The sequence below is a fragment of the Janthinobacterium sp. GW458P genome (assembly GCF_002127585.1).
Taxonomy (GTDB): Bacteria; Pseudomonadota; Gammaproteobacteria; order Burkholderiales; family Burkholderiaceae_D; genus Janthinobacterium.
This window is the reverse complement of record NZ_NEGZ01000009.1, coordinates 25,053-43,723: the sequence shown is the minus strand read 5'-3', so window position 1 is coordinate 43,723 and position 18,671 is coordinate 25,053. Positions and strand designations below refer to the sequence as shown.

Here is an 18,671-nt window from a genome sequence, read left to right as displayed (position 1 = left end):
GGTCGGACCCTCAGGGTCCGACCCCGGCTCTTGTTTTGGGTTTGCCGTTCAATCGAGATTTTTGAGTACCGTCGCCAGCTTGCCAAACAGCTCGTCGACATGCTGTTTTTCCAGCACCAGCGGCGGTGACAGGGCGATGATGTCGCCCGTCGTGCGTATCAGCACGCCGTCGGCAAAGGCCTGCTTGAAGGCGTTGAAGGCGCGCGCGCCGGGTTTGCCGGCGATGGGATCGAGTTCGATGCCGGCGATCAGGCCAATGCTGCGCAGGTCGATCACGTGCGGCGAGCCTTTCAGCGAATGCACGGCGTCGCTCCAATACGCCTGCATCGCTTTAGCGTGCCCCAGGATGTCCTGCTCCTCGAACACCTGCAAGGTAGCCAGCGAGGCGGCGCAGGCCAGCGGGTGGCCGGAATACGTATAGCCGTGGAACAGCTCGATGCCTGGCGGCGCATCCATGAAGGCATCGTGGATGTATTTTTTGCTGAATACGGCGCCCATCGGCACCATGCCGTTGGTCAGGCCCTTGGCCGTCGTCATCAGGTCCGGTTCGACGTCGAAATAGTCGGCCGCGAACGGCGTCGTCATGCGGCCGAAACCCGTGATGACTTCATCGAAGATCAGGAGGATGCCGTGCTTGGTGCACAGTTCGCGCAAGCGTTTCAGATAGCCTTTCGGCGGGATCAGCACACCCGTGGAACCGGCCACCGGTTCGACGATGACGGCGGCAATCGTCGAGGCGTCGTGCAGGGCGACGATGCGTTCGAGCTCGTCGGCCAGGTGAGTGCCATATTCGGGCTCGCCCACCGTGTAGGCGTTCCTGTCCAGGTTGTGCGTGTGCGGCAGGTGGTCGACGCCCGGCAGCAAGGGGCCGAAGGTCTTGCGGTTGCCGCCGATGCCGCCCACGGAAATGCCGCCGAAACCGACGCCGTGATAACCGCGTTCGCGGCCGATCAGGCGCGTGCGCGCGCCCTCGCCGCGCGCCCGGTGATAGGCCAGCGCGATCTTCAGGGCCGTGTCGACGGCTTCGGAACCGGAGTTGGTGTAGAAAACGTGGCCGAACTTGTGGCCCGTGTAGTCCATCAGTTTTTCCGCCAGGTCGAAGGCGGCCGGATGGCCCATCTGGAAGGTGGGCGCGAAGTCGAGCTGGCCCACCATCTCGCGGATGGCACCGACGATTTTCGGCTGCGCATGGCCGCACGGCACGCACCACAGTCCCGCCGTGCCATCGAGGATGGCGTTGCCATCGACGTCCTTGTAGTACATGCCTTCGGCCGACACCAGCAAACGCGGATGGGCCTTGAAATCGCGGTTATTCGTAAACGGCATCCAGAATGCCGACATCGATTCCGGCCTTGTTTCGTTCATGACCTTCTCCTTGGGATGGGCTGGCGCTGGGCCAGGATCGTTTTTGACGAAGCGCAAAATAATTTACCAGTTGGCAAAAAGCTGATGTAATAATAGACAGGCCATCCCCAATGGCACAGATACACAAACGGCAAAGTATCCCAACCGTACAGGTCGAAAAACCACTACAGTTTTGTGCAAGGCAGCAGAAGGAGCCACCGTGAAGCACAGCGACAGCACAGACGAAGCCCCCGAGCAAGCTAGCGGCTGGCCCGTGCTGGACATCGACCGCCAGAAAAAGGGCGGCCTCGTCGAGCAGATCGTCATCGCCATCAGCGTCATGGTGGGCAGCCGCGCCCTGCGCATCGGCACGAAAATGCCGTCCGTGCGCCAGTTTGCCCGCTGCAATGGCGTGTCGACGTTTACCGTCGTCGAATCGTACGATCGCCTGGTCAACCTGGGCCTGCTGTCGTCGCGGCGCGGTTCCGGCTATTTCGTCGCGCGCCACGATATCGCCGCCTCGCCCCAGGCGGTCGTGCATGCGAGTCCCACCGCCATCGATGCGCTCACGCCGGACCTGTACTCGGGCGTGTCCGACGCCCTGCCCGTGGGGGCAGGCTGGCTGCCGCCCGAGATGTATGGCGAAGCGACCGTGCTCGACGCCGTGCGACAGGCCATGCGCATTCCCGCCAGCCGCCTGCGCGGCTATGGCCACCCTCTCGGCTTTCCCTCGCTGCGCCAGCACCTGGCAACATGCCTGTCGGAAGAGCTGTTCCAGGTGCAGCAGGACCAGGTCTTGCTGACGCATGGCGCCACGCATGCTTTTGACTTGATTCTGCGCAGCCTGACCAAGCCGGGCGACACGGTGCTGGTGGAAGACCCCGGCTACAGCAACCTGCAGTCGCTGATACGCCATCATGGCTGCCTCCCCGTGGGCATCGCCCGCGGCGAGGCGGGCCTCGACCTCGATGCGCTGGCCGTTGAAGCCGCGCGCACGCAGCCGAAACTCATGTTCGTCAACACGGTGCTGCAAAATCCGCTTGGTACTTCCTTGAGCCAGGCACAAGCCCACCGCCTGCTGGCGCTGGCCGAGCAATTCGATTTCTGGCTGGTCGAGGACGATATCTACCGCGAACTGGCGGCGCGCGGCGAAGCGTCGCTGGCGGCCATGGATGGTTTGCGCCGCGTGATCCGCGTGGGCAGCTTTTCCAAGACCCTCTCGCCCGTGCTGCGCGTGGGGTCGATTTGTGCTTCGCCCTCGCTGGTGGCAGAACTGGTGCGCGTAAAAATGCTGGCGGGACTGACGACGTCGGAAATCAACGAGCGCGCCGTCTACCACGCCGTTTCCGCGCGGCCGTACAAGCGCATGGTGGAACGGCTGGTGGCGCAGCTCGATGCGGCCCGCGAGCGCAGCATCGACTGCCTGGCGCAGGCCGGCATGGCGCCCGTGGCGCGGCCCCGCGGCGGCATGTTCGTCAGCGCCGGCTGGCCTGATGTGCAGACGCCGGAATGGAACGGCAAGCTCATCGCCGACATGGCCTTGAAGGCCGGCATCCTGCTATCGCCAAACGAATTTTTCATGCTGCGCGCGCCCGAGACGGTGTGGTTCCGCTTCAACGTGGCCTACACCGACACCCCCGTGCTGCAGGCATTCCTGCAATCGATCCGACCTCGCTAGAGAACCCGCCATGGCCAGCGACAAATCCCTTGCCCTTCCCGTGAAAAATGCCGGCGGCCGGCGCCTGCAAAACCGCGACCGCCTGGAAGCGGACATTCTGGAACAGGCCGTGCGCGTCTTCGCGGAAAACGGCTATGAAGGCGCCTCGATCGCCACCATCGCCGAACGGGCAGGCCTGTCGAAGCAAAACCTGATGTATTACTTTCCCTCCAAGCAGCTGCTGTACCAGCGCGTCCTCGACGATGTACTCGACGACTGGCTGGCGCGCATGGAATCGCTGGCCAATGAACACGACGGTCCGCGCGACGTGCTGCGCGCCTACATCGGCGCCAAGCTGCGCTTTTCGCGCGAACAGCCGTGGGCCTCGCGCGTGTATGCGCTGGAAGTGATCAATGGTGCGCCCCTGTACGGCGACCAGATACGAGAAAGAGTCGTGCCCCTGCTGCGCAAGGATATCGCCGTCTTCGAAGCGTGGATCGCCGCCGGCAGGATCGCGCCCGTCAACGCCACGCATCTGATGTTCGCCATCTGGGCCATGACGCAGTCGTATGCGGATTTTTCGGCGCAAATGGCCCTGGTGCTGGAACGCAAGCAGCTCACGCGCAAGGATTACGATGACGCCGAATCGCTGATCGTGCACATGGTGCTGGCCGCCATCGCCCTGCCAGTGCCGCCACCTGGCTGAGGCAGCATCGCAGCCTGGCCGCACGCACTACATGTGATGAAATTTCCAACAAACAATCTTCCAGTGATAGCATGGCGCGCTGGAGCTTTTGCAATATTTCACGGGATAAGGAACAGGCATGAAACAATGGTTATCGGCGCGCACGGCGTCACTGCTGGGCAAAGGCGTTGCTGCGGCGCTGCTGGCGCTGGCATCGGGAGCGCAGGCACAGACATTTGGCATGATCGAAAACAAACCCTTGAGCGAAACCTGGCTGAATGCGGGGTTTTACTCGTATCATTTTCAACGCGATAAGAATCTGAACGACAGCAACCCGGGCCTGGGTGCCGAATACCGTTTTTCCACCGTGGCCTCGGCCACGGCCGGCCGCTTCTACAATAGCGACCGCGCCTACTCGAATTATCTGGGCGTGTACTATCAACCCATCCAGATGGGGCCATTTCGCGTCGGCGCCGTCGTCGGCGGCTTCAGCGGTTATCCGAAAATGCGCGACGGCGGCTGGTTTCCCGCCCTGGTGCCCACTATCAGCTATGAATACCAGCGCGTGGGCGTGAATATCGCCATCGTGCCCTCCTACAAGGACCGGCTGTATGGCGCCCTCAGCTTCCAGCTGAAACTCAAGGTATTCGAATAGCCGTCTGTCCGCACCTGTCGCCGTTCGCTCCGCCATTCCTGCCATTCGTCGCACACGCCACGCCCGCCAGCGAGGTTTTGCCTATAGTGGCTTCATCGCCAGCATGCATGCGCAGCGGCACCCACGACGACAGGAGAACAGTATGAAAGACATCAATCCGGCACCGGGCAGCACTTCCTTCAGCGCTTTCTGGAACGAGTTGTGCGCATATGCACGCCAGGGCCTGGCCGCCTTGCGCGCCATGCCCTGGCCCATGCTGCTGGCGTGCTGTCTGGGCCTGGCGTTCGTGATCACCATCTTGCCGCTGGCGATCATGCTGTTTGCCCTCGTCATGCTGCTGAGATGGGCAAGCAACAGCGACGACGCAAGCGCGGACACGAAGACGGCGAACGCTCAGCAACCACCGCAATAAAATTTGCGTTGTGGCAGGAGTGTCATGATTGTTTTATGGCACTATGGATGCGCGCAGCATTGACGAGTGTCAATACCATCCCTATGGATGGTGTGAACACGGAACGCCGCGCATCCCGGATGATCGAAGCTACTCCCCACCTGCCATAGGAGTTTTCAGATGACCAATACTGCAAAAGCGACAACCGCGACCACCATCCCCTGCCTGCGCTACCGCGACGCGCCGGCTGCCATAGAATGGCTGTGCAAGGCGCTGGGTTTTGAAAAACAATTGATCGTGCCCGATGGCGAAGGCGGGGTCGCGCACGCCCAGCTCAGCTTTGGCAATGGCATGGTCATGGTGGCGCCCGCCATCGACAGCGACTATGGCCGCCTGATGAAGCTGCCAAGTGACGTCGGCGGCGCGAATACGCAGAACTGCTACCTGGTCGTCAGCGATGCCGATGCCGTCTACCGCAGCGCCCGCGAAGCGGGGGCGGAAATCGTCCTCGACATCAAGGATGAGGACTACGGCGGACGGGGCTTCACCTGCCGCGACCCGGAAGGCCACATCTGGAGCCTGGGCACCTACGATCCATGGTAAAACGGAGAACAATGATACTTAGCGCCACCACCGCCGCCAGCCTTGCGCTGATCGGCGGTTTCCTGTCCGCTCCCGGACTGGTCGACCAGCATCTCAATCAAGTCTATTCGCAAGCTGCCAAGCCGCCGACGGCCGCTGCCCTGGCCTTGCACCAGCGCCTGTGGGTCGCCGATCTGCATGCGGACAGCCTGCTGTGGCAGCGTGACCTGAACCGCTCCGGCAAGCATGGCCACGTGGACTTTCCCCGCCTGCAGCAAGGCAATGTGGCGCTGCAGGCGTTTTCCGTCGTCACCAAGACGCCGCGCAAGATGAATATCGACCGCAACGCCGGCGACACGGACAACATCACGACGCTGGTGGTAGCGCAGGGCTTGCCGCCGGCCACCTGGACCAGCCTGCTGGCGCGCGCGACCTACCAGGCCGACGAACTGCACCGCCTGGCCGACAGCAGCAAAGACAGGATGCGCGTGATTGGCAGCCGCACCCAGCTGCGCAGCTTCATCGCCGCACGCGAAAAGGATCCGGGCCTGCTGGCCGGCTGGCTGACGCTGGAAGGCGCACATGCGCTTGAGGGCAAGCTGGACAACCTCGACACCTTGTACAAGGCCGGCTACCGCATGGCCGCGCCCACGCATTTCTTCGACACGGAACTGTCGGGCTCCCAACATGGCATGAAAAAGGGCGGCCTGACGCCGCTGGGCGAAGAATGGCTGCGCGCCATGGAGCGACGCAAGATGATCGTCGACCTCGCACACGCCTCGCCGGCCACCATCGACGACGTGCTAAGGCTGGCGAAACGCCCCGTGATGGTGTCGCACACGGGCGTGCGCGGCACCTGCGCCAATGGGCGCAACCTGAGCGACGCACAATTGAAACGCATCGCCGCCCAGGGCGGCCTGGTGGGCATAGGTTTCTGGAATACGGCCGTCTGCGGCAAGGACGTGGCATCCATCGCGCGCGCCATCAAGTACACGGTAAAACTGATCGGCGCCGAACACGTGGCCTATGGTTCGGACTTCGACGGTGCCGTCACCACGGCCATCGATGCAGCCGGCCTGCCGCGCCTGACGCAGGCGTTGCTCGACGCGGGCCTGTCGGAAGCGCAGATCCGCCGCGTGGCCGGCGAAAACGTGCGCGATTTCCTGCTCAAAAACCTGCCCGACGACGACGTCTAGGACAAGGCCCTGAGCAGCGCCTGGTCCGCCACCTGGCGCGGCCGGATGCGTATCAGCTTGCGGTACAGCGGCGGCATGGCGTCGCACAGCGCCAGCAGCGCGTCTTGCGCCATGGCCGGGCGCACGTACTGGAATTGCGCGGGATTATTCTCCGGCAGCGCCCCTTCCATGGTGGAGCCGTAGGCGCCCAGGGTCATGAAACTGGCGGCGCCGTCGTCCGGGCCGACGGCCAGCACAAAGGTGCCGTGCTTGGGGTGGCCCAGATAGCTTTTGATTTCCTCCTGCAGCGCCGGCGCCGCATTCGCCATCAGTTCATAGCGCAGCTGCGCGTACTGGCGCGTGCATTCCATGAACGGCGTGCGGATGGCCGATTGCGTCAATTTTCCCGGCATGCACAGCAGCAGGTTGCCGAAGGAATCGAGCAAGGCAGCCGCGTCGCCCTGGCCGCCATCGCGCTGGTCCTGCTCCATGGCCGCCTGCAGGAAGGGCGCCAGGCCCGCATCGGGCGCATGCGGCGCGCAGCGGTAGGTCAGGGCGTCGGGATAGCGGCGGCGCAGGGCGCGCACCACGGCATGCTCGGACGGCAAGGTGGCGGGATCGCGCAAGTGCACGTCGTCGCCGGCGTTCAGCAACTGCATCACCTGCGCCGATGTCGCTTCGAACACTAGCGAGCACAGTGCCTGCGTCGCCTCGTGGACGCTCTTGCCGATAAAAAAAGATTTGGGTGCGGCGCCGGACGGCGCGCGTGCATACTCGGTGGCGCCGCGCACGGCCGGATAGCAAAAGCTGTGGCCCGCCTGGGCGCGCAACGGCGCCGGCAAGGCTGTAAAGGTAGCGGCGCCATCGTAATTGATGCCCGCATTGGCATCAGGCGCGGCCACCACCACATTGAAACCGGCGGCCAGAATGGCGCCCGTGCACATGCAGCACGGGTCGAGCGAGGTGACGATGGTCAGTTCACCCGGCGGCGGCAAGGGCGTGCCCTTGGCCCGCTCCGCAAAATACCAGTCCACCAGCTGGCGCTCGCCATGCGCGGTGGGGTCAAACACCAGCCCCTGGCGCACGACGTTGTTGTGCATCGATTGCAGCACGTTGCCGGCGCCATCGAGCAGCACGCCGCCCACGCCGAAGGTGCCTTGCGTCTTGGCGGCCATGGCTTCGGCCGCGGCAATCGCCACGGCGGCCTGGATGTCGATCGTCTTGTTCAAACCAGCCCTATGGTTTCATGTCCAGGTCGGAACTGCCGAAACCGTGCGGCAGCAGCCAACCCGCCGTCACTTCCATCACATCGTTTTTCAGGTTCGTCAGGATCACGGGCAGGTCGGCGCCGCCCATCTCGAAGATCACCTGGCGGCAGGCGCCGCACGGCGAGATCGGTTCGGCCGTGTCGCCCGTGACGGCCAGCTTGGCGAAGTCGCCCGGCTTGCAGCCATGCGCGATGGCGCTGAAAAACGCCGTGCGCTCGGCGCAATTGCACAGGCCATACGCGGCGTTTTCCACGTTACAGCCACGGAAGACGCGGCCATCCTTGCACAGCAGCGCCGCGCCCACTTTAAAGCGCGAGTAGGGCGCGTAGGCCAGTTCACGGCCGGCGTTGGCTTCGGCGATCAGTTCTTGGTTGTTCATTTTTTCTGCAATACCTTTGAAATCATTAAGGCCGGGGTCAGCCCCTCAACACCGCCGACACATAGTTCAGCGCTATCGCAAACGGGGGTCTGACCCCAGTTGTACATTACGGTCGAATGGTACGGTAAATCACCGGATTGGCCGTCAACGCCAGCGCGCTGATGGCATACGCATCCTGGATTTCCTTGACGGCTTGCTGCGCCGCCGCTTCCGTGCGCGCGTGCACCATGGCCAGCGGCTGGCCTACGCACACTTGCTCGCCCAGGCCCACGAGGTCCGTCAGGCCGACGGCGAAATCGATGCTGTCGCTCGGGCGGCGGCGGCCACCGCCCAGGGCGACCACGGCCAGGCCGATGCCGCGGCAATCGCGCACATTGGCAAAACCGGCGGACAGCGCCGGCGCCGGCACGATGAACGGCGCCTTTTCCAGGTGCTTGTCCGGGTTCTCGATCAGATCCGCCGGGCCGCCCAGGGCCGCTACCATGCGCGCAAAGCGTTCGGCCGCCGCGCCCGAATCGAGGGAGGCGATCAGTTTCACGCGCGCTTCCTCTTCGGTGGCGGCCAGGCCGCCCAGCACCAGCATCTCGGCGCACAGCGCCAGGGTGACTTCGTGCAGGCGCGCGGGACGCGAACGGCCCGTCAGGTAATCCATGGCGCCGCGCACTTCCAGCGCATTGCCGGCGTATGGCGCCAGCGACTCGTTCATGTCCGTCAGGATCGCCGACGTCTGCATGCCCGCGCCATTACCCACGGCGACGATGCTCTCGGCCAGTTCCACCGACTTGTCGTAGGTGGGCATGAAGGCGCCGCTGCCCACTTTGACGTCCATCACCAGCGCGTCCAGGCCCGCCGACAGTTTCTTCGACAGGATGGAGCCGGTGATCATGGCCACCGATTCCACCGTGGCGGTGACGTCGCGGATGCTGTAGAAGCGCTTGTCGGCCGGCGCCAGCTGGGCCGTCTGGCCGATGATGGCCACGCCGATCTCCTGCACCACCTTGCGGAACAGTGCATTGTCCGGCACCGTGCAATAGCCGGGAATGGCGTCGAACTTGTCCAGCGTGCCGCCCGTGTGGCCCAGGCCGCGGCCCGAGATCATCGGCACGTAGCCGCCGCACGCGGCGACCATGGGCCCCAGCAGCAGGGAGACCACGTCGCCCACGCCACCCGTCGAATGCTTGTCGACGACGGGACCCGGCAGGTTCAGCGAGCGCCAGTCCAGCACCTGGCCGGAATCGCGCATGGCCAGGGTGAACGCCACGCGCTCGTCCATGTTCATGTCGTTGAAATAGACGGCCATGCCGAGCGCCGCGATCTGCCCTTCGCTGACGCTGCCGTCAGTGATGCCGCGCACGAAAAACTGGATTTCCTCGGCGCTCAGGACGCCCTTGTCGCGCTTCTTGCGGATGATTTCCTGGGTCAAAAACATGGAATAACTCCAATAAAAATAGGTTTGGGGTCAGTCCCTGCGGGATCGGGATACGCCCATTGGCGTATCCCCCCGACGGGTCTGACCCCAGCTTTGCGATGCCAATGATCAGGCAGTTAAACGCCGTAAGGAATCCACACGTTTTTCACTTGCGACGCATGCGCCAGCACGGCACGGCCGCCGCTTTGGGCGGCACTGTACCAGTCGCGGCCCTTGGCGCCGCCGACCCAGGTGCGCTTCAGCGTGCCGGCCGACAGGCGCTCGACTTCCGCGCACCCCTCAAGCGAGCCGTCATGGCGCCAGACGGCGTCGATGTCGGCGTGTGTAGCCAGGGTGCGCGCCAGTTCATCGGCGTTGCCGCTGATGATGTTGACGACGCCGCCCGGCAGGTCGGACGTGTCGAACACCTGGTACAGGTCCAGCGCGGACAGCGGATGCGCTTCGGACGGCACCACCACCACGCGGTTGCCCAGCGCGATGGCCGGCGCCACCAGCGAAATGAAGCCCAGCAAAGGCGCTTCATTCGGGCAGACGATGCCGATCACGCCGATCGCTTCGTTCAGCGCCACGGTGATGCCCTTCGTCGGCGGCTGGTGCGCCAGGCCGTCGTATTTGTCGGCCCAGGCGGCGTAGTAGAACAGGCGTTCGATCGATGCCTGCACTTCCTTCTCGGGATTTTTACTGCCGGTCATGGCGGCGATGCGGGCGGCGAATTCGTCGGCGCGCGCAGCCAGGTTTTCGGCGATGTAGTACAGCACTTGCGCGCGGTTGTGCGCCGTGGCGCTGGTCCAGCCGGACGCCTTATGCGCCGCTTCGACGGCGTTGCGGATATCCTTGCGGCTGCCTACGCCCACTTCGGCCAGCAGGGCGCCATTCGCGCCAAATACGGGCGCGCTGTAGGCGCTGTCGGGACGCGCCTGCTTGCCGCCGATGTACATCTTGGCCGTGCGGTCGATGGCGAACGGATCGGCTGCCGCCGGCTTCACGTTGGCCTTGGCCTTCGCTTCCACCACCGGCAAGGCCGGGCGTGCATCTTCGGCCAGGGCCGTCATGTATTCCAGCATGCCTTCGCGGCCGCCTTCGCGGCCGAAGCCCGATTCGCGGTAGCCGCCGAAGCCGCAGGCCGCATCGAACTGGTTGGCGCTGTTGATCCACACCACGCCAGCCTTGATGGCGGGCGCAATATCGAGGGCCAGGCTGATCGACTCGGTCCACACGCTGGCGGCCAGGCCGTACACCGTGTTGTTCGCCAGCTGCACCGCTTCAGGCGGCGTGCGGAAGCTCATGGCCACCAGCACGGGGCCGAAGATTTCAGCCTGTGCCACGGCGGCCGACGTCGACGCGCCCGTGATCAGGGTCGGAGGGAACCACGAGCCGTCAGCCGGCAATTCGCACGCCGGTTGCCACACGTCGCAGCCTTCGGCACGGGCCGAATCGACGAGCGCGGCGATGCGCTGGCGCTGCACGGGGTCGACCAGCGCGCCCACGTCCATCGATTTGTCCAGAGGCGAACCGAGGCGCAGGTTTTCCATCCGGGCGCGCACCTTGTTCAGGAAGCGCTCCTGGACCGATTCCTGCACCAGCAGGCGCGAGCCGGCGCAGCACACTTGTCCCTGGTTGAACCAGATCGAATCGACCAGGCCTTCCACGGCGCCGTCCAGGTCCGCGTCTTCGAAGACGATGAACGGCGACTTGCCGCCCAACTCGAGGGACAGCTTCTTGCCGCTGCCGGCCGTCGCCTCGCGGATCAGACGGCCCACTTCCGTGGAGCCCGTAAACGCGATCTTGTCGACGCCAGGGTGGTTGACGATGGCCGAGCCCACTCTGCCGTCGCCGGTGACGATGTTGACCACGCCGGCCGGCACGCCCGCCTGCACGCACAATTCGGCGAACAGCATGGCGGTCAGCGACGTGAATTCGGCCGGCTTGAAGACGACCGTGTTACCGGCCGCCAGGGCCGGAGCGATTTTCCAGGACAGCATCAGCAGGGGGAAATTCCACGGCACGATCTGGCCCACCACGCCCACGGCGCGGTAGTCGGCGAATTCTTCCGACTGCAGCTGCGCCCAGCCGGCGTGATGGTAGAAATGGCGCGCGGCCAGCGGCAGGTCGATATCGCGCGTTTCGCGGATGGTCTTGCCATTGTCCAGGGTTTCCAGCACGGCGAACAGGCGCGAATGCCTTTGCAGCAGACGGGCCAGCGCATACATGACCTTGGCGCGGCCGTGGCCGCCCATGCCTTGCCACACGGGCAGCGCGCGGCGCGCCGCTTCCACGGCGCGTTCCACGTCCGCGTCGCTCGCTTGCGTCAACTCGGCCAGCTGCGTGCCGTCGGCAGGATTGGTCGAGGCGAACAGTTCGGCCGGCTCGCTCCAGGCGTTGTCGATGAAGAGGCCGAACTTGCGCTGATGGCCGTCGAGCCACGCTTGCGCTTCTTTTTGACTTTCGGGAGCAGGGCCGTAGTCCATAGTAGTGAGAATCTCGTTAATTGTAGGCATGACGAATGTTCTTTAAGGTTGTGCGTGACGATGATTGGCCGAATAGCTGCCGGTGACGTAGTGCTCGAGCTGGCGCTCGATGTCGGTCAGCAGGCTGGAAGCACCGATGCGGAACAAATGCGGCTGCAGCCATTCGTTGCCCAGTTCTTCCTTCATCAGGGTCAGGAACTGCAGCGCGCTCTTGGCCGAGCTGACGCCGCCGGCCGGTTTGAAGCCCACCTTGAAACCCGTCTGTTCATAATATTCGCGCACCGTGCGTACCATCGTCAGGGCCACGGGGATGGTGGCGTTGACGCTTTCCTTGCCGGTCGACGTCTTGATGAAATCGGCGCCCGCCATCATGCAGACCCACGACGCCTTGGCCACGTTTTCCATGGTCAGCAAATCACCCGTGGCAAGAATCGCCTTCACGTGCGCTTCTCCGCACGCCTTGCGGTAGGCCAGCATTTCGTCGTACAGCACTTGCCAGTTGCCGTTCAGGACATGCTGGCGCGTGATGACGATATCGATTTCCGAAGCGCCCGCGGCGACCGACAGTTCGATCTCGCGCAGCTTCGTTTCCATGTTTGTCAGGCCGGCCGGGAAGGCGGTCGACACGGCGGCGATGGGCAGGCGGCCCTGGATGACTTTCACGGCCGGCTGGATCATCTCGTGGTACACGCACACGGCGCCGGTGCTCAGTTCCGTCAGGCCCAGTGCGGCCATCAGGTCGGCGCGCAGCGGGCGCATGGCCTTCATGCACAGGCGTTCCACGCGGCCCGGGGTGTCGTCGCCGCCCAGGGTGGTCAGGTCGATCATCTGGATGGCTTTCACCAGCCAGGCGGCCTGGTATTCCTTTTTCACCGCACGGCGGTTCGCCAGGCTGGCGGCGCGGCGGTCTGTCGCGGCGCGGTTGACGCGGATCTGGTTGATCCAGCCCAGGTCGAGGCCGACCGCCTCGTTACGCTTGAAGTCGGGGTGCATGAGTGTCATAACAAGCTGGTTCCATTAGCAAGTGGTGGTACGCCAAGGTGCTTGGCGAGGGTTTGGCCAATATCGGAGAACGTCTCGGAAATTCCCAGCGCGCGCGGGGCGACGCCGGGGCCGAAGAAGATCATCGGTATATGTTCGCGGGTGTGGTCGGAGCCGTGCCAGGTGGGGTCGCAGCCATGGTCGGCGGTGATCACGACCAGGTCGCCTTCCTTGAGCTTGGCCATGAATTCCGGCAGGCGCGCATCCATTTCGCGCAGCGCGTCGGCATAGCCTTCGACGTTGCGGCGGTGGCCGAACGCCTGGTCGAAATCGACGAAGTTCACGAAAGTGAGCGACTTGTCCTGCACTTCATCGGCCGTCTTCAACAGCGCTTCGAACAGCGCCATGTTGTCGACACCCTTCACGACTCTGGAAATACCCTGGGTGGCGAAAATGTCGCTGATCTTGCCCAGGCCGACGACTTCGCCGCCCGCATCCTTGACGTGGTCGAGCAGGGTCTTGCTTGGCGGCGCCACCGCATAGTCGTGGCGGTTGGAAGTGCGCGTGTAGTTGCCGTTGCTGCCCGTGAACGGGCGGGCGATGACGCGGCCGATGTTGTACGGCTCGACCAGCTTGAAGGCCATTTCGCACACTGCGTACAGGCGCTCGAGGCCGAACGATTCTTCGTGCGCGGCGATCTGCATCACCGAGTCACCCGAGGTATAGATAATCAGCTTGCCGGTGGCGACGTGTTCGTCGCCATGCTTGTTGATGATGTCCGTGCCCGAGGCATGGCAGTCGCCGAGGAAGCCGGGCACGCCGGACAGGGCTTTGAGCTTGTCGGTCAGGTCGGCGGGGAACGATGGCGTGGTGCGGGGAAAATATCCCCAGTCGAATTCGACGGGCACGCCGGCGATTTCCCAGTGGCCGCTCTGCGTGTCCTTGCCGGTGGAGCGCTCGCGGGCCGCGCCGTAGGCGCCGGTAAAACCGTCGCGCTGGTCGAAGCCCGTGGCCCATTCGCCACTGGCCAGGTGCGCGGCGGCGCCCAGGCCCAGGCGTTCCATATTCGGGAGTTTCAAGGTCTTGCCGCTTTTGGMGACACTGCTGGCAATGTGGCCAAAGGTATTGGCACCTGCGTCGCCATACTTGGCGGCGTCTGGCGTCGCGCCAAGGCCGAAGGAATCAAGCAGGAGGATAAATGCGCGTGACATGATAAGGCTCGCTTTAGGAGTGATGCGAAGATGATGCGAACAGTGCAGGCCGGATTTTCCCGGCCTGCCGCGCGGCAGCGCCGGTGGCCGGCGCGCCGCTACTGCATAAAAAAGTGCTTAGGCTTGCGGTTTTTCAGCGACTTTGGAGAGGAAAGCCAGGATCAGCTTGACCAGGTCTTTCGCGCCGATGGCCGCGTATTTCAGGGTTTGTTCGTGCGACAGGGCGAAAGGCGACATGCCTTCGGCCAGGTTGGTGATGACGGACACGCCCACCACTTTCAGGTCGCAATGACGGGCCGACACCACCTCCGGCACCACGGACATGCCGACCGTGTCGGCGCCCAGGCGGGCCATCATGCGGATTTCGGCGGCCGTCTCGAAGTTCGGGCCCGGGTAGGCGACGAACACGCCTTCGTGCAGGGTGATGCCGTTCGACGCGGCCGTGTCCTTGACCAGTTTGCGCAGGTCCGCATCGTAGGCATTGGCCATGCTGAAGAAGCGCGGGCCGAAGCGGTCGTCGTTCGGACCGACCATCGGCGTGCCTGGCAGCAGGTTGATATGGTCGCTGATGGCCACCAGGCTGCCGGCGTCCACTTCAGGGCGCAGGGAACCGGCGGCGTTGGTGACGAACAGCATTTCGCAGCCCAACAGCTTCAGGGTGCGGATGGCGCTCGTCATCACGCCCATGCCATAGCCTTCATAGAAGTGGCCACGGCCCTTCATGCAGACGACGGCGACGCCCGACAGGGTGCCGACCACCAGTTCACCCGCATGGCCGTGCACGGTGCTGATCGGGAAACCCGGCAATTCGTCAAAGCTGATGCTGACGGCGTCCGTCATCTGCTCGGCCAATACGCCCAGGCCGGAACCGAGGATCATCGCCACGCGCGGCTTGAAATTTTCAGGAGCGCGGGCACGGATGATTTCGGCGGCGTGGAAAGGGGCGTTGTTCGACATGGTTATCCTCGTAATGACTAATGATGATGGTTGCTGCCTGCGCGGCGGCAACGTGCCGCAGCCCAGGTATCGGGTATGTATGGGTGTTGCTGGACTATCCAGATGCGTATTGTCTCTATTTGCCGCCACTATGCATCAAACGGAATATGTATGGCAAATACCATTTTTCTTGCCCATTTATACAATTCAAATATAAATGGCCGATATTATAGTCGAGGCTAGCCCAGGCCTGCCATGCCCTGGAAATGCATGCATACAAGCTCCATACGAAGGTTTTTCATGCGCGCTTGACACCAGTAAAACAAATGTTTACAGTTTCGAACAAATGTTTACACCTTCAGCGAAAACTTGTGACCGATACCAATAAAAAAGACCAGCTCTATGCGCTGATCCGCAACAACCCCTTCATTTCGCAGCAAGACCTGGCGAGCGAACTGGGCTTGTCGCGCTCGGCCGTCGCCGGCCACATCGCCGGATTGATACGCGAGCGGCGCCTGCTGGGACGCGCCTACGTGCTGCCCGACAGCCGCCCCGTGCTGTGCATAGGCGCCGCCAACCTCGACCGCAAGATGCGCACCCTGGCGGCCCTGCAGATGGGCACCTCGAATCCCGTGCGTTCGGAAGAAGTGTTTGGCGGCGTCGGCCGCAACATCGCGGAAAACCTGGCCCGCTTGTCGATTCCCGTGGCCCTGCTGACGGCGCTGGGCGACGATGCGGCCGGCCACGCGCTGCAGACGCACGCGGAAGACGCGGGCATCGACATGCGCGGCAGCTTGCATTTGAGCAACACCAGCAGCGGCACTTATACCGCCGTGCTCGACGAACATGGCGAAATGCTGCTGGCGATGGCCAACATGCAACTGTACGAACAGCTGACGCCCGCCTTCTTGCACAGCCGCCAGCCGCAGCGCGCCGCCGCCGCCCTCACCGTCTGCGACCTGAACCTGGGCCACGACAGCGTGCAGGCACTGCTGGCCGACGCGCGCCAGGACGCGGCCCGCGCGACGCCGCTCGTCATCGTCGCCGTCTCGCTGCCGAAGATGGCGCACCTGCCGCAGGACCTGACGGGCTTGCATCTGCTGATCCTCAACCGGGGCGAGCTGGAAACGCGCGTGGCGCGGGCCTTGCCGACGGCGTTCGAGGTGCGCGCCGCCTGCCGCGAAGTACAGCGCCAGGGCGCGCGCCAGGTGATCGTCACCTGCGGCGGCGAAGGCGTGTATTTCACCGATGGCGACAGCCTGGATGCGCCCATCGTGCACCTGGCCGCGCGCGAAGTGGATGCCGTCGACGTGACGGGCGCCGGCGACGCGTTTTCCGCCGCCGTCTGCTGGTCGCTCTACCACGACAGCAGCGATTTGAAACTGGCATGCCGGCGCGGCCTGAAGCTGGCCGCCATGACCCTGGAATCGGCTGCCACCGTCTCGCCCCAGATTTCGGCCGGCGCGCTCGACGACATCGACGACGCCGACTTGGCGCCGCCTCCCCCTACCCTCTTTCAACAGGATTGACACATGACGCAACTGAATAATTTCCTCTCATTCTCGCAAGAAGTCCTCGACGCGCGCGCCGCCGGCAAGGCCATCGTGGCGCTGGAATCGACCATCATTTCACACGGCATGCCGTATCCGCAAAACGTGGAAATGGCGCGCGAAGTGGAACAGATCATCCGTGACGGCGGCGCCGTGCCGGCCACCATCGCCATCATCGACGGCAAGATCTGCGTGGGCTTGTCGCCGGAGCAGCTGGAATTGCTGGGCACCTCGCCCGACGCCATGAAGGTCAGCCGCCGCGACCTGCCGTTCGTCTTGTCGCAGCGCAAACTTGGCGCCACCACCGTGGCCGCCACCATGATCTGCGCGGAAATGGCCGGCATTGCCGTGTTCGTCACGGGCGGCATCGGCGGCGTGCACCGCGGCGCGGAAACGAGCTTCGACATTTCCGCCGACTTGCAGGAACTGGCGCACACGTCGGTGGCCGTCGTCTGCGCGGGCGTCAAATCCATCCTCGACATCGGCCTGACCCTGGAATACCTGGAAACCCACGGCGTGCCCGTCATCAGCGTGGGCCAGGAAGGCTTTCCCGCCTTCTTCACGCGCGAAAGCGGCTTCAAGGCCGATTTCCGCCTCGACACGGCCACGGAGCAGGCTGCCTTCATCGGCACCAAGTGGCAGCTGGGCCTGAAAGGCGGCGTCATCGTCAGCAACCCGGTGCCTGCCGCGCAAGCCATGCCCAAGGAAGAAATCGACGCCATCACCGCGCAAGCGCTGCAGGAAGCGGACGCGGGCGGCGTGAAGGGCAAGCAAGTCACGCCGTTCCTGTTGTCGCGCATCAAGCAACTGACGGACGGCCGCAGCCTGGCGACGAACATCGCCCTCGTCAAGCACAATGCCCAGGTGGGCACGGCCCTGGCCATTGCCATGCAGGCAGTCGTGGCACGATAATAGGACTGCCGTAAAGAAGCGCGCAGCCTTCAGGCTCGCGCGCCGTTCCCGTTTAGCATCAGGTAATGCAAGGAAAGCATGTCCATCGATCTGAAACAGTTAAAGTATTTTCTTGCCGTTGCCGAGGAGAAAAGCTTCAGCCGCGCCGCCGAGCGCCTGCATATCTCGCAGCCGCCCCTGAGCCAGCAGATCATGAAACTGGAAAGCGAGCTGGGCGTGCGTCTGTTTGCGCGCACCACGCGCACCTTCGAACTGACCGTGGCGGGCAAGGCGCTGATGAATGAGGCGGCCGAGCTGCTGGCCAAGATGCGCATGACCATCGACACCATCCGCCAGATCGACCGGGGCGAAGTGGGCCGCTTGCGCGTGGGCATCGTCGGCTCGGCCATGTGGGGCCCCATCCCCAGCCTGCTGGAAGAATTCCAGACCAAATTCCCTCGCGTCACCTGGACCCTGCACGAATACGGCCCCACCGTGCAATACGAAGCGCTGCGCGCCAAGCAGATCGACGTGGGCTTCTGGCGCGAACCGAAACTCAATGACGACGACTTGCGCCATGACAATTTACGCCAGGAACTGTGTTTCCGCGAAAACGTCTGCGTGGCCGTCAATGAGCACCATCCGCTGGCGAAAAACACGACGATCGAACTGATCGATATCGCCCATGAACCGATGCTGACCCTGAACCTGGACAAATCGGCGTTTCCCCGCTATTTGGTGCAATGCTGCATCAATGCCGGTTTCGAACCGGTGATTTTCCAGGAAGCAAGCGAACCGCAAACCTTGCTGGCCATGGTGGGCGCGGGGCTGGGCGTGACCCTGGTGCCGGAAACGACCAGCCGCATCGGCTGGCCCGGCGTCGTGTTCCTACCGATCAAGACCAATCCGCCATCGGCCAATCTGTACATCAGCTACACCACGCTCGACGACGCTCCCGTCGTGCGGGCCTTCCTGAATATTATCAATCCCCCGGCTAATTGAGGCAAAGCCTCAAGCATCACCAGGCAACGCCCCCCCAAAAAAAGCCGCAAGACCGGGGTCGCCCCCG

General features: G+C 63.8%; 17 protein-coding genes. 9 read left to right on the top strand and 8 right to left on the bottom strand.

Annotated features, from left to right (window positions below):
- Window positions 1–48: 48 nt before the first annotated feature.
- Entirely contained in the window at window positions 49–1,365 is a 1,317-nt protein-coding gene (locus tag CBW50_RS08430) for an aspartate aminotransferase family protein (RefSeq protein ID WP_086145119.1), read from the bottom strand.
- A gap of 199 nt (window positions 1,366–1,564) precedes the next feature.
- On the opposite strand from CBW50_RS08430, the gene CBW50_RS08425 reads away from it, so the two are divergent.
- The 6 genes from CBW50_RS08425 (at window position 1,565) to CBW50_RS08400 (ending at window position 6,510) form a co-directional block, all read left to right on the top strand.
- Window positions 1,565–3,022, top strand: coding sequence for a PLP-dependent aminotransferase family protein (locus CBW50_RS08425; RefSeq protein ID WP_086145118.1), 1,458 nt, complete (start codon window positions 1,565–1,567; stop codon window positions 3,020–3,022).
- A gap of 10 nt (window positions 3,023–3,032) precedes the next feature.
- A complete protein-coding gene (locus CBW50_RS08420) occupies window positions 3,033–3,707 on the top strand; it encodes a TetR/AcrR family transcriptional regulator (RefSeq protein WP_086145117.1) in 675 nt (224 codons plus the stop codon).
- Window positions 3,708–3,825: 118 nt separating this feature from the next.
- A complete protein-coding gene (locus tag CBW50_RS08415; protein ID WP_086145116.1) occupies window positions 3,826–4,341 on the top strand; it encodes a hypothetical protein in 516 nt (171 codons plus the stop codon).
- Window positions 4,342–4,483: 142 nt separating this feature from the next.
- Window positions 4,484–4,753: a hypothetical protein gene (locus CBW50_RS08410; RefSeq protein WP_086145115.1), complete on the top strand. Its 270-nt coding sequence runs from the start codon at window positions 4,484–4,486 to the stop codon at window positions 4,751–4,753.
- 159 nt (window positions 4,754–4,912) lie between these two features.
- The gene (locus tag CBW50_RS08405; RefSeq protein WP_086145114.1) at window positions 4,913–5,335 is read left to right on the top strand and encodes a VOC family protein; all 423 of its coding nucleotides are present in this window, start codon (window positions 4,913–4,915) and stop codon (window positions 5,333–5,335) included.
- An 11-nt stretch (window positions 5,336–5,346) separates the two neighbouring features.
- Window positions 5,347–6,510 (top strand): dipeptidase, encoded by a 1,164-nt coding sequence (locus CBW50_RS08400; RefSeq protein ID WP_172404714.1) that lies wholly within the window; start codon window positions 5,347–5,349, stop codon window positions 6,508–6,510.
- Here CBW50_RS08400 and CBW50_RS08395 read toward each other — a convergent pair.
- The 7 genes from CBW50_RS08395 to xapA form a co-directional block, all read right to left on the bottom strand.
- Window positions 6,507–7,718, bottom strand: coding sequence for a nucleoside deaminase (locus tag CBW50_RS08395; protein WP_086145112.1), 1,212 nt, complete (start codon window positions 7,716–7,718; stop codon window positions 6,507–6,509). The genes CBW50_RS08400 and CBW50_RS08395 overlap by 4 nt on opposite strands.
- A 7-nt stretch (window positions 7,719–7,725) precedes the next feature.
- A complete protein-coding gene (locus tag CBW50_RS08390; protein ID WP_086145111.1) occupies window positions 7,726–8,136 on the bottom strand; it encodes a cytidine deaminase in 411 nt (136 codons plus the stop codon).
- Between the two features lie 106 nt (window positions 8,137–8,242).
- Entirely contained in the window at window positions 8,243–9,565 is a 1,323-nt protein-coding gene (gene deoA, locus CBW50_RS08385; protein WP_086145110.1) for a thymidine phosphorylase, read from the bottom strand.
- A 116-nt stretch (window positions 9,566–9,681) separates the two neighbouring features.
- Window positions 9,682–12,033: an aldehyde dehydrogenase family protein gene (locus CBW50_RS08380; protein ID WP_086145109.1), complete on the bottom strand. Its 2,352-nt coding sequence runs from the start codon at window positions 12,031–12,033 to the stop codon at window positions 9,682–9,684.
- A 42-nt stretch (window positions 12,034–12,075) separates the two neighbouring features.
- Complete coding sequence (gene deoC / locus CBW50_RS08375) at window positions 12,076–13,035, bottom strand: deoxyribose-phosphate aldolase (RefSeq protein ID WP_086145108.1); 960 nt, start codon at window positions 13,033–13,035, stop codon at window positions 12,076–12,078.
- Window positions 13,032–14,225 carry a phosphopentomutase gene (locus tag CBW50_RS08370; RefSeq protein ID WP_086145107.1) on the bottom strand — a complete coding sequence of 398 codons (1,194 nt, stop codon included), beginning with the start codon at window positions 14,223–14,225 and terminating at the stop codon, window positions 13,032–13,034. The genes deoC and CBW50_RS08370 overlap by 4 nt, the downstream gene beginning before the upstream one ends.
- Before the next feature lie 117 nt (window positions 14,226–14,342).
- Window positions 14,343–15,182 (bottom strand): xanthosine phosphorylase, encoded by an 840-nt coding sequence (gene xapA, locus CBW50_RS08365; RefSeq protein WP_086145106.1) that lies wholly within the window; start codon window positions 15,180–15,182, stop codon window positions 14,343–14,345.
- Window positions 15,183–15,532: 350 nt separating this feature from the next.
- On the opposite strand from xapA, the gene CBW50_RS08360 reads away from it, so the two are divergent.
- From CBW50_RS08360 to CBW50_RS08350, 3 genes are all read left to right on the top strand, one after another.
- Window positions 15,533–16,690, top strand: a complete 1,158-nt coding sequence (locus tag CBW50_RS08360; protein ID WP_086145105.1) for a carbohydrate kinase — start codon at window positions 15,533–15,535, stop codon at window positions 16,688–16,690.
- A gap of 12 nt (window positions 16,691–16,702) precedes the next feature.
- Window positions 16,703–17,623 (top strand): pseudouridine-5'-phosphate glycosidase, encoded by a 921-nt coding sequence (locus CBW50_RS08355; protein WP_086145168.1) that lies wholly within the window; start codon window positions 16,703–16,705, stop codon window positions 17,621–17,623.
- A 78-nt stretch (window positions 17,624–17,701) separates the two neighbouring features.
- Window positions 17,702–18,604 (top strand): LysR family transcriptional regulator, encoded by a 903-nt coding sequence (locus CBW50_RS08350; protein WP_086145104.1) that lies wholly within the window; start codon window positions 17,702–17,704, stop codon window positions 18,602–18,604.
- Window positions 18,605–18,671 lie beyond the last annotated feature (67 nt).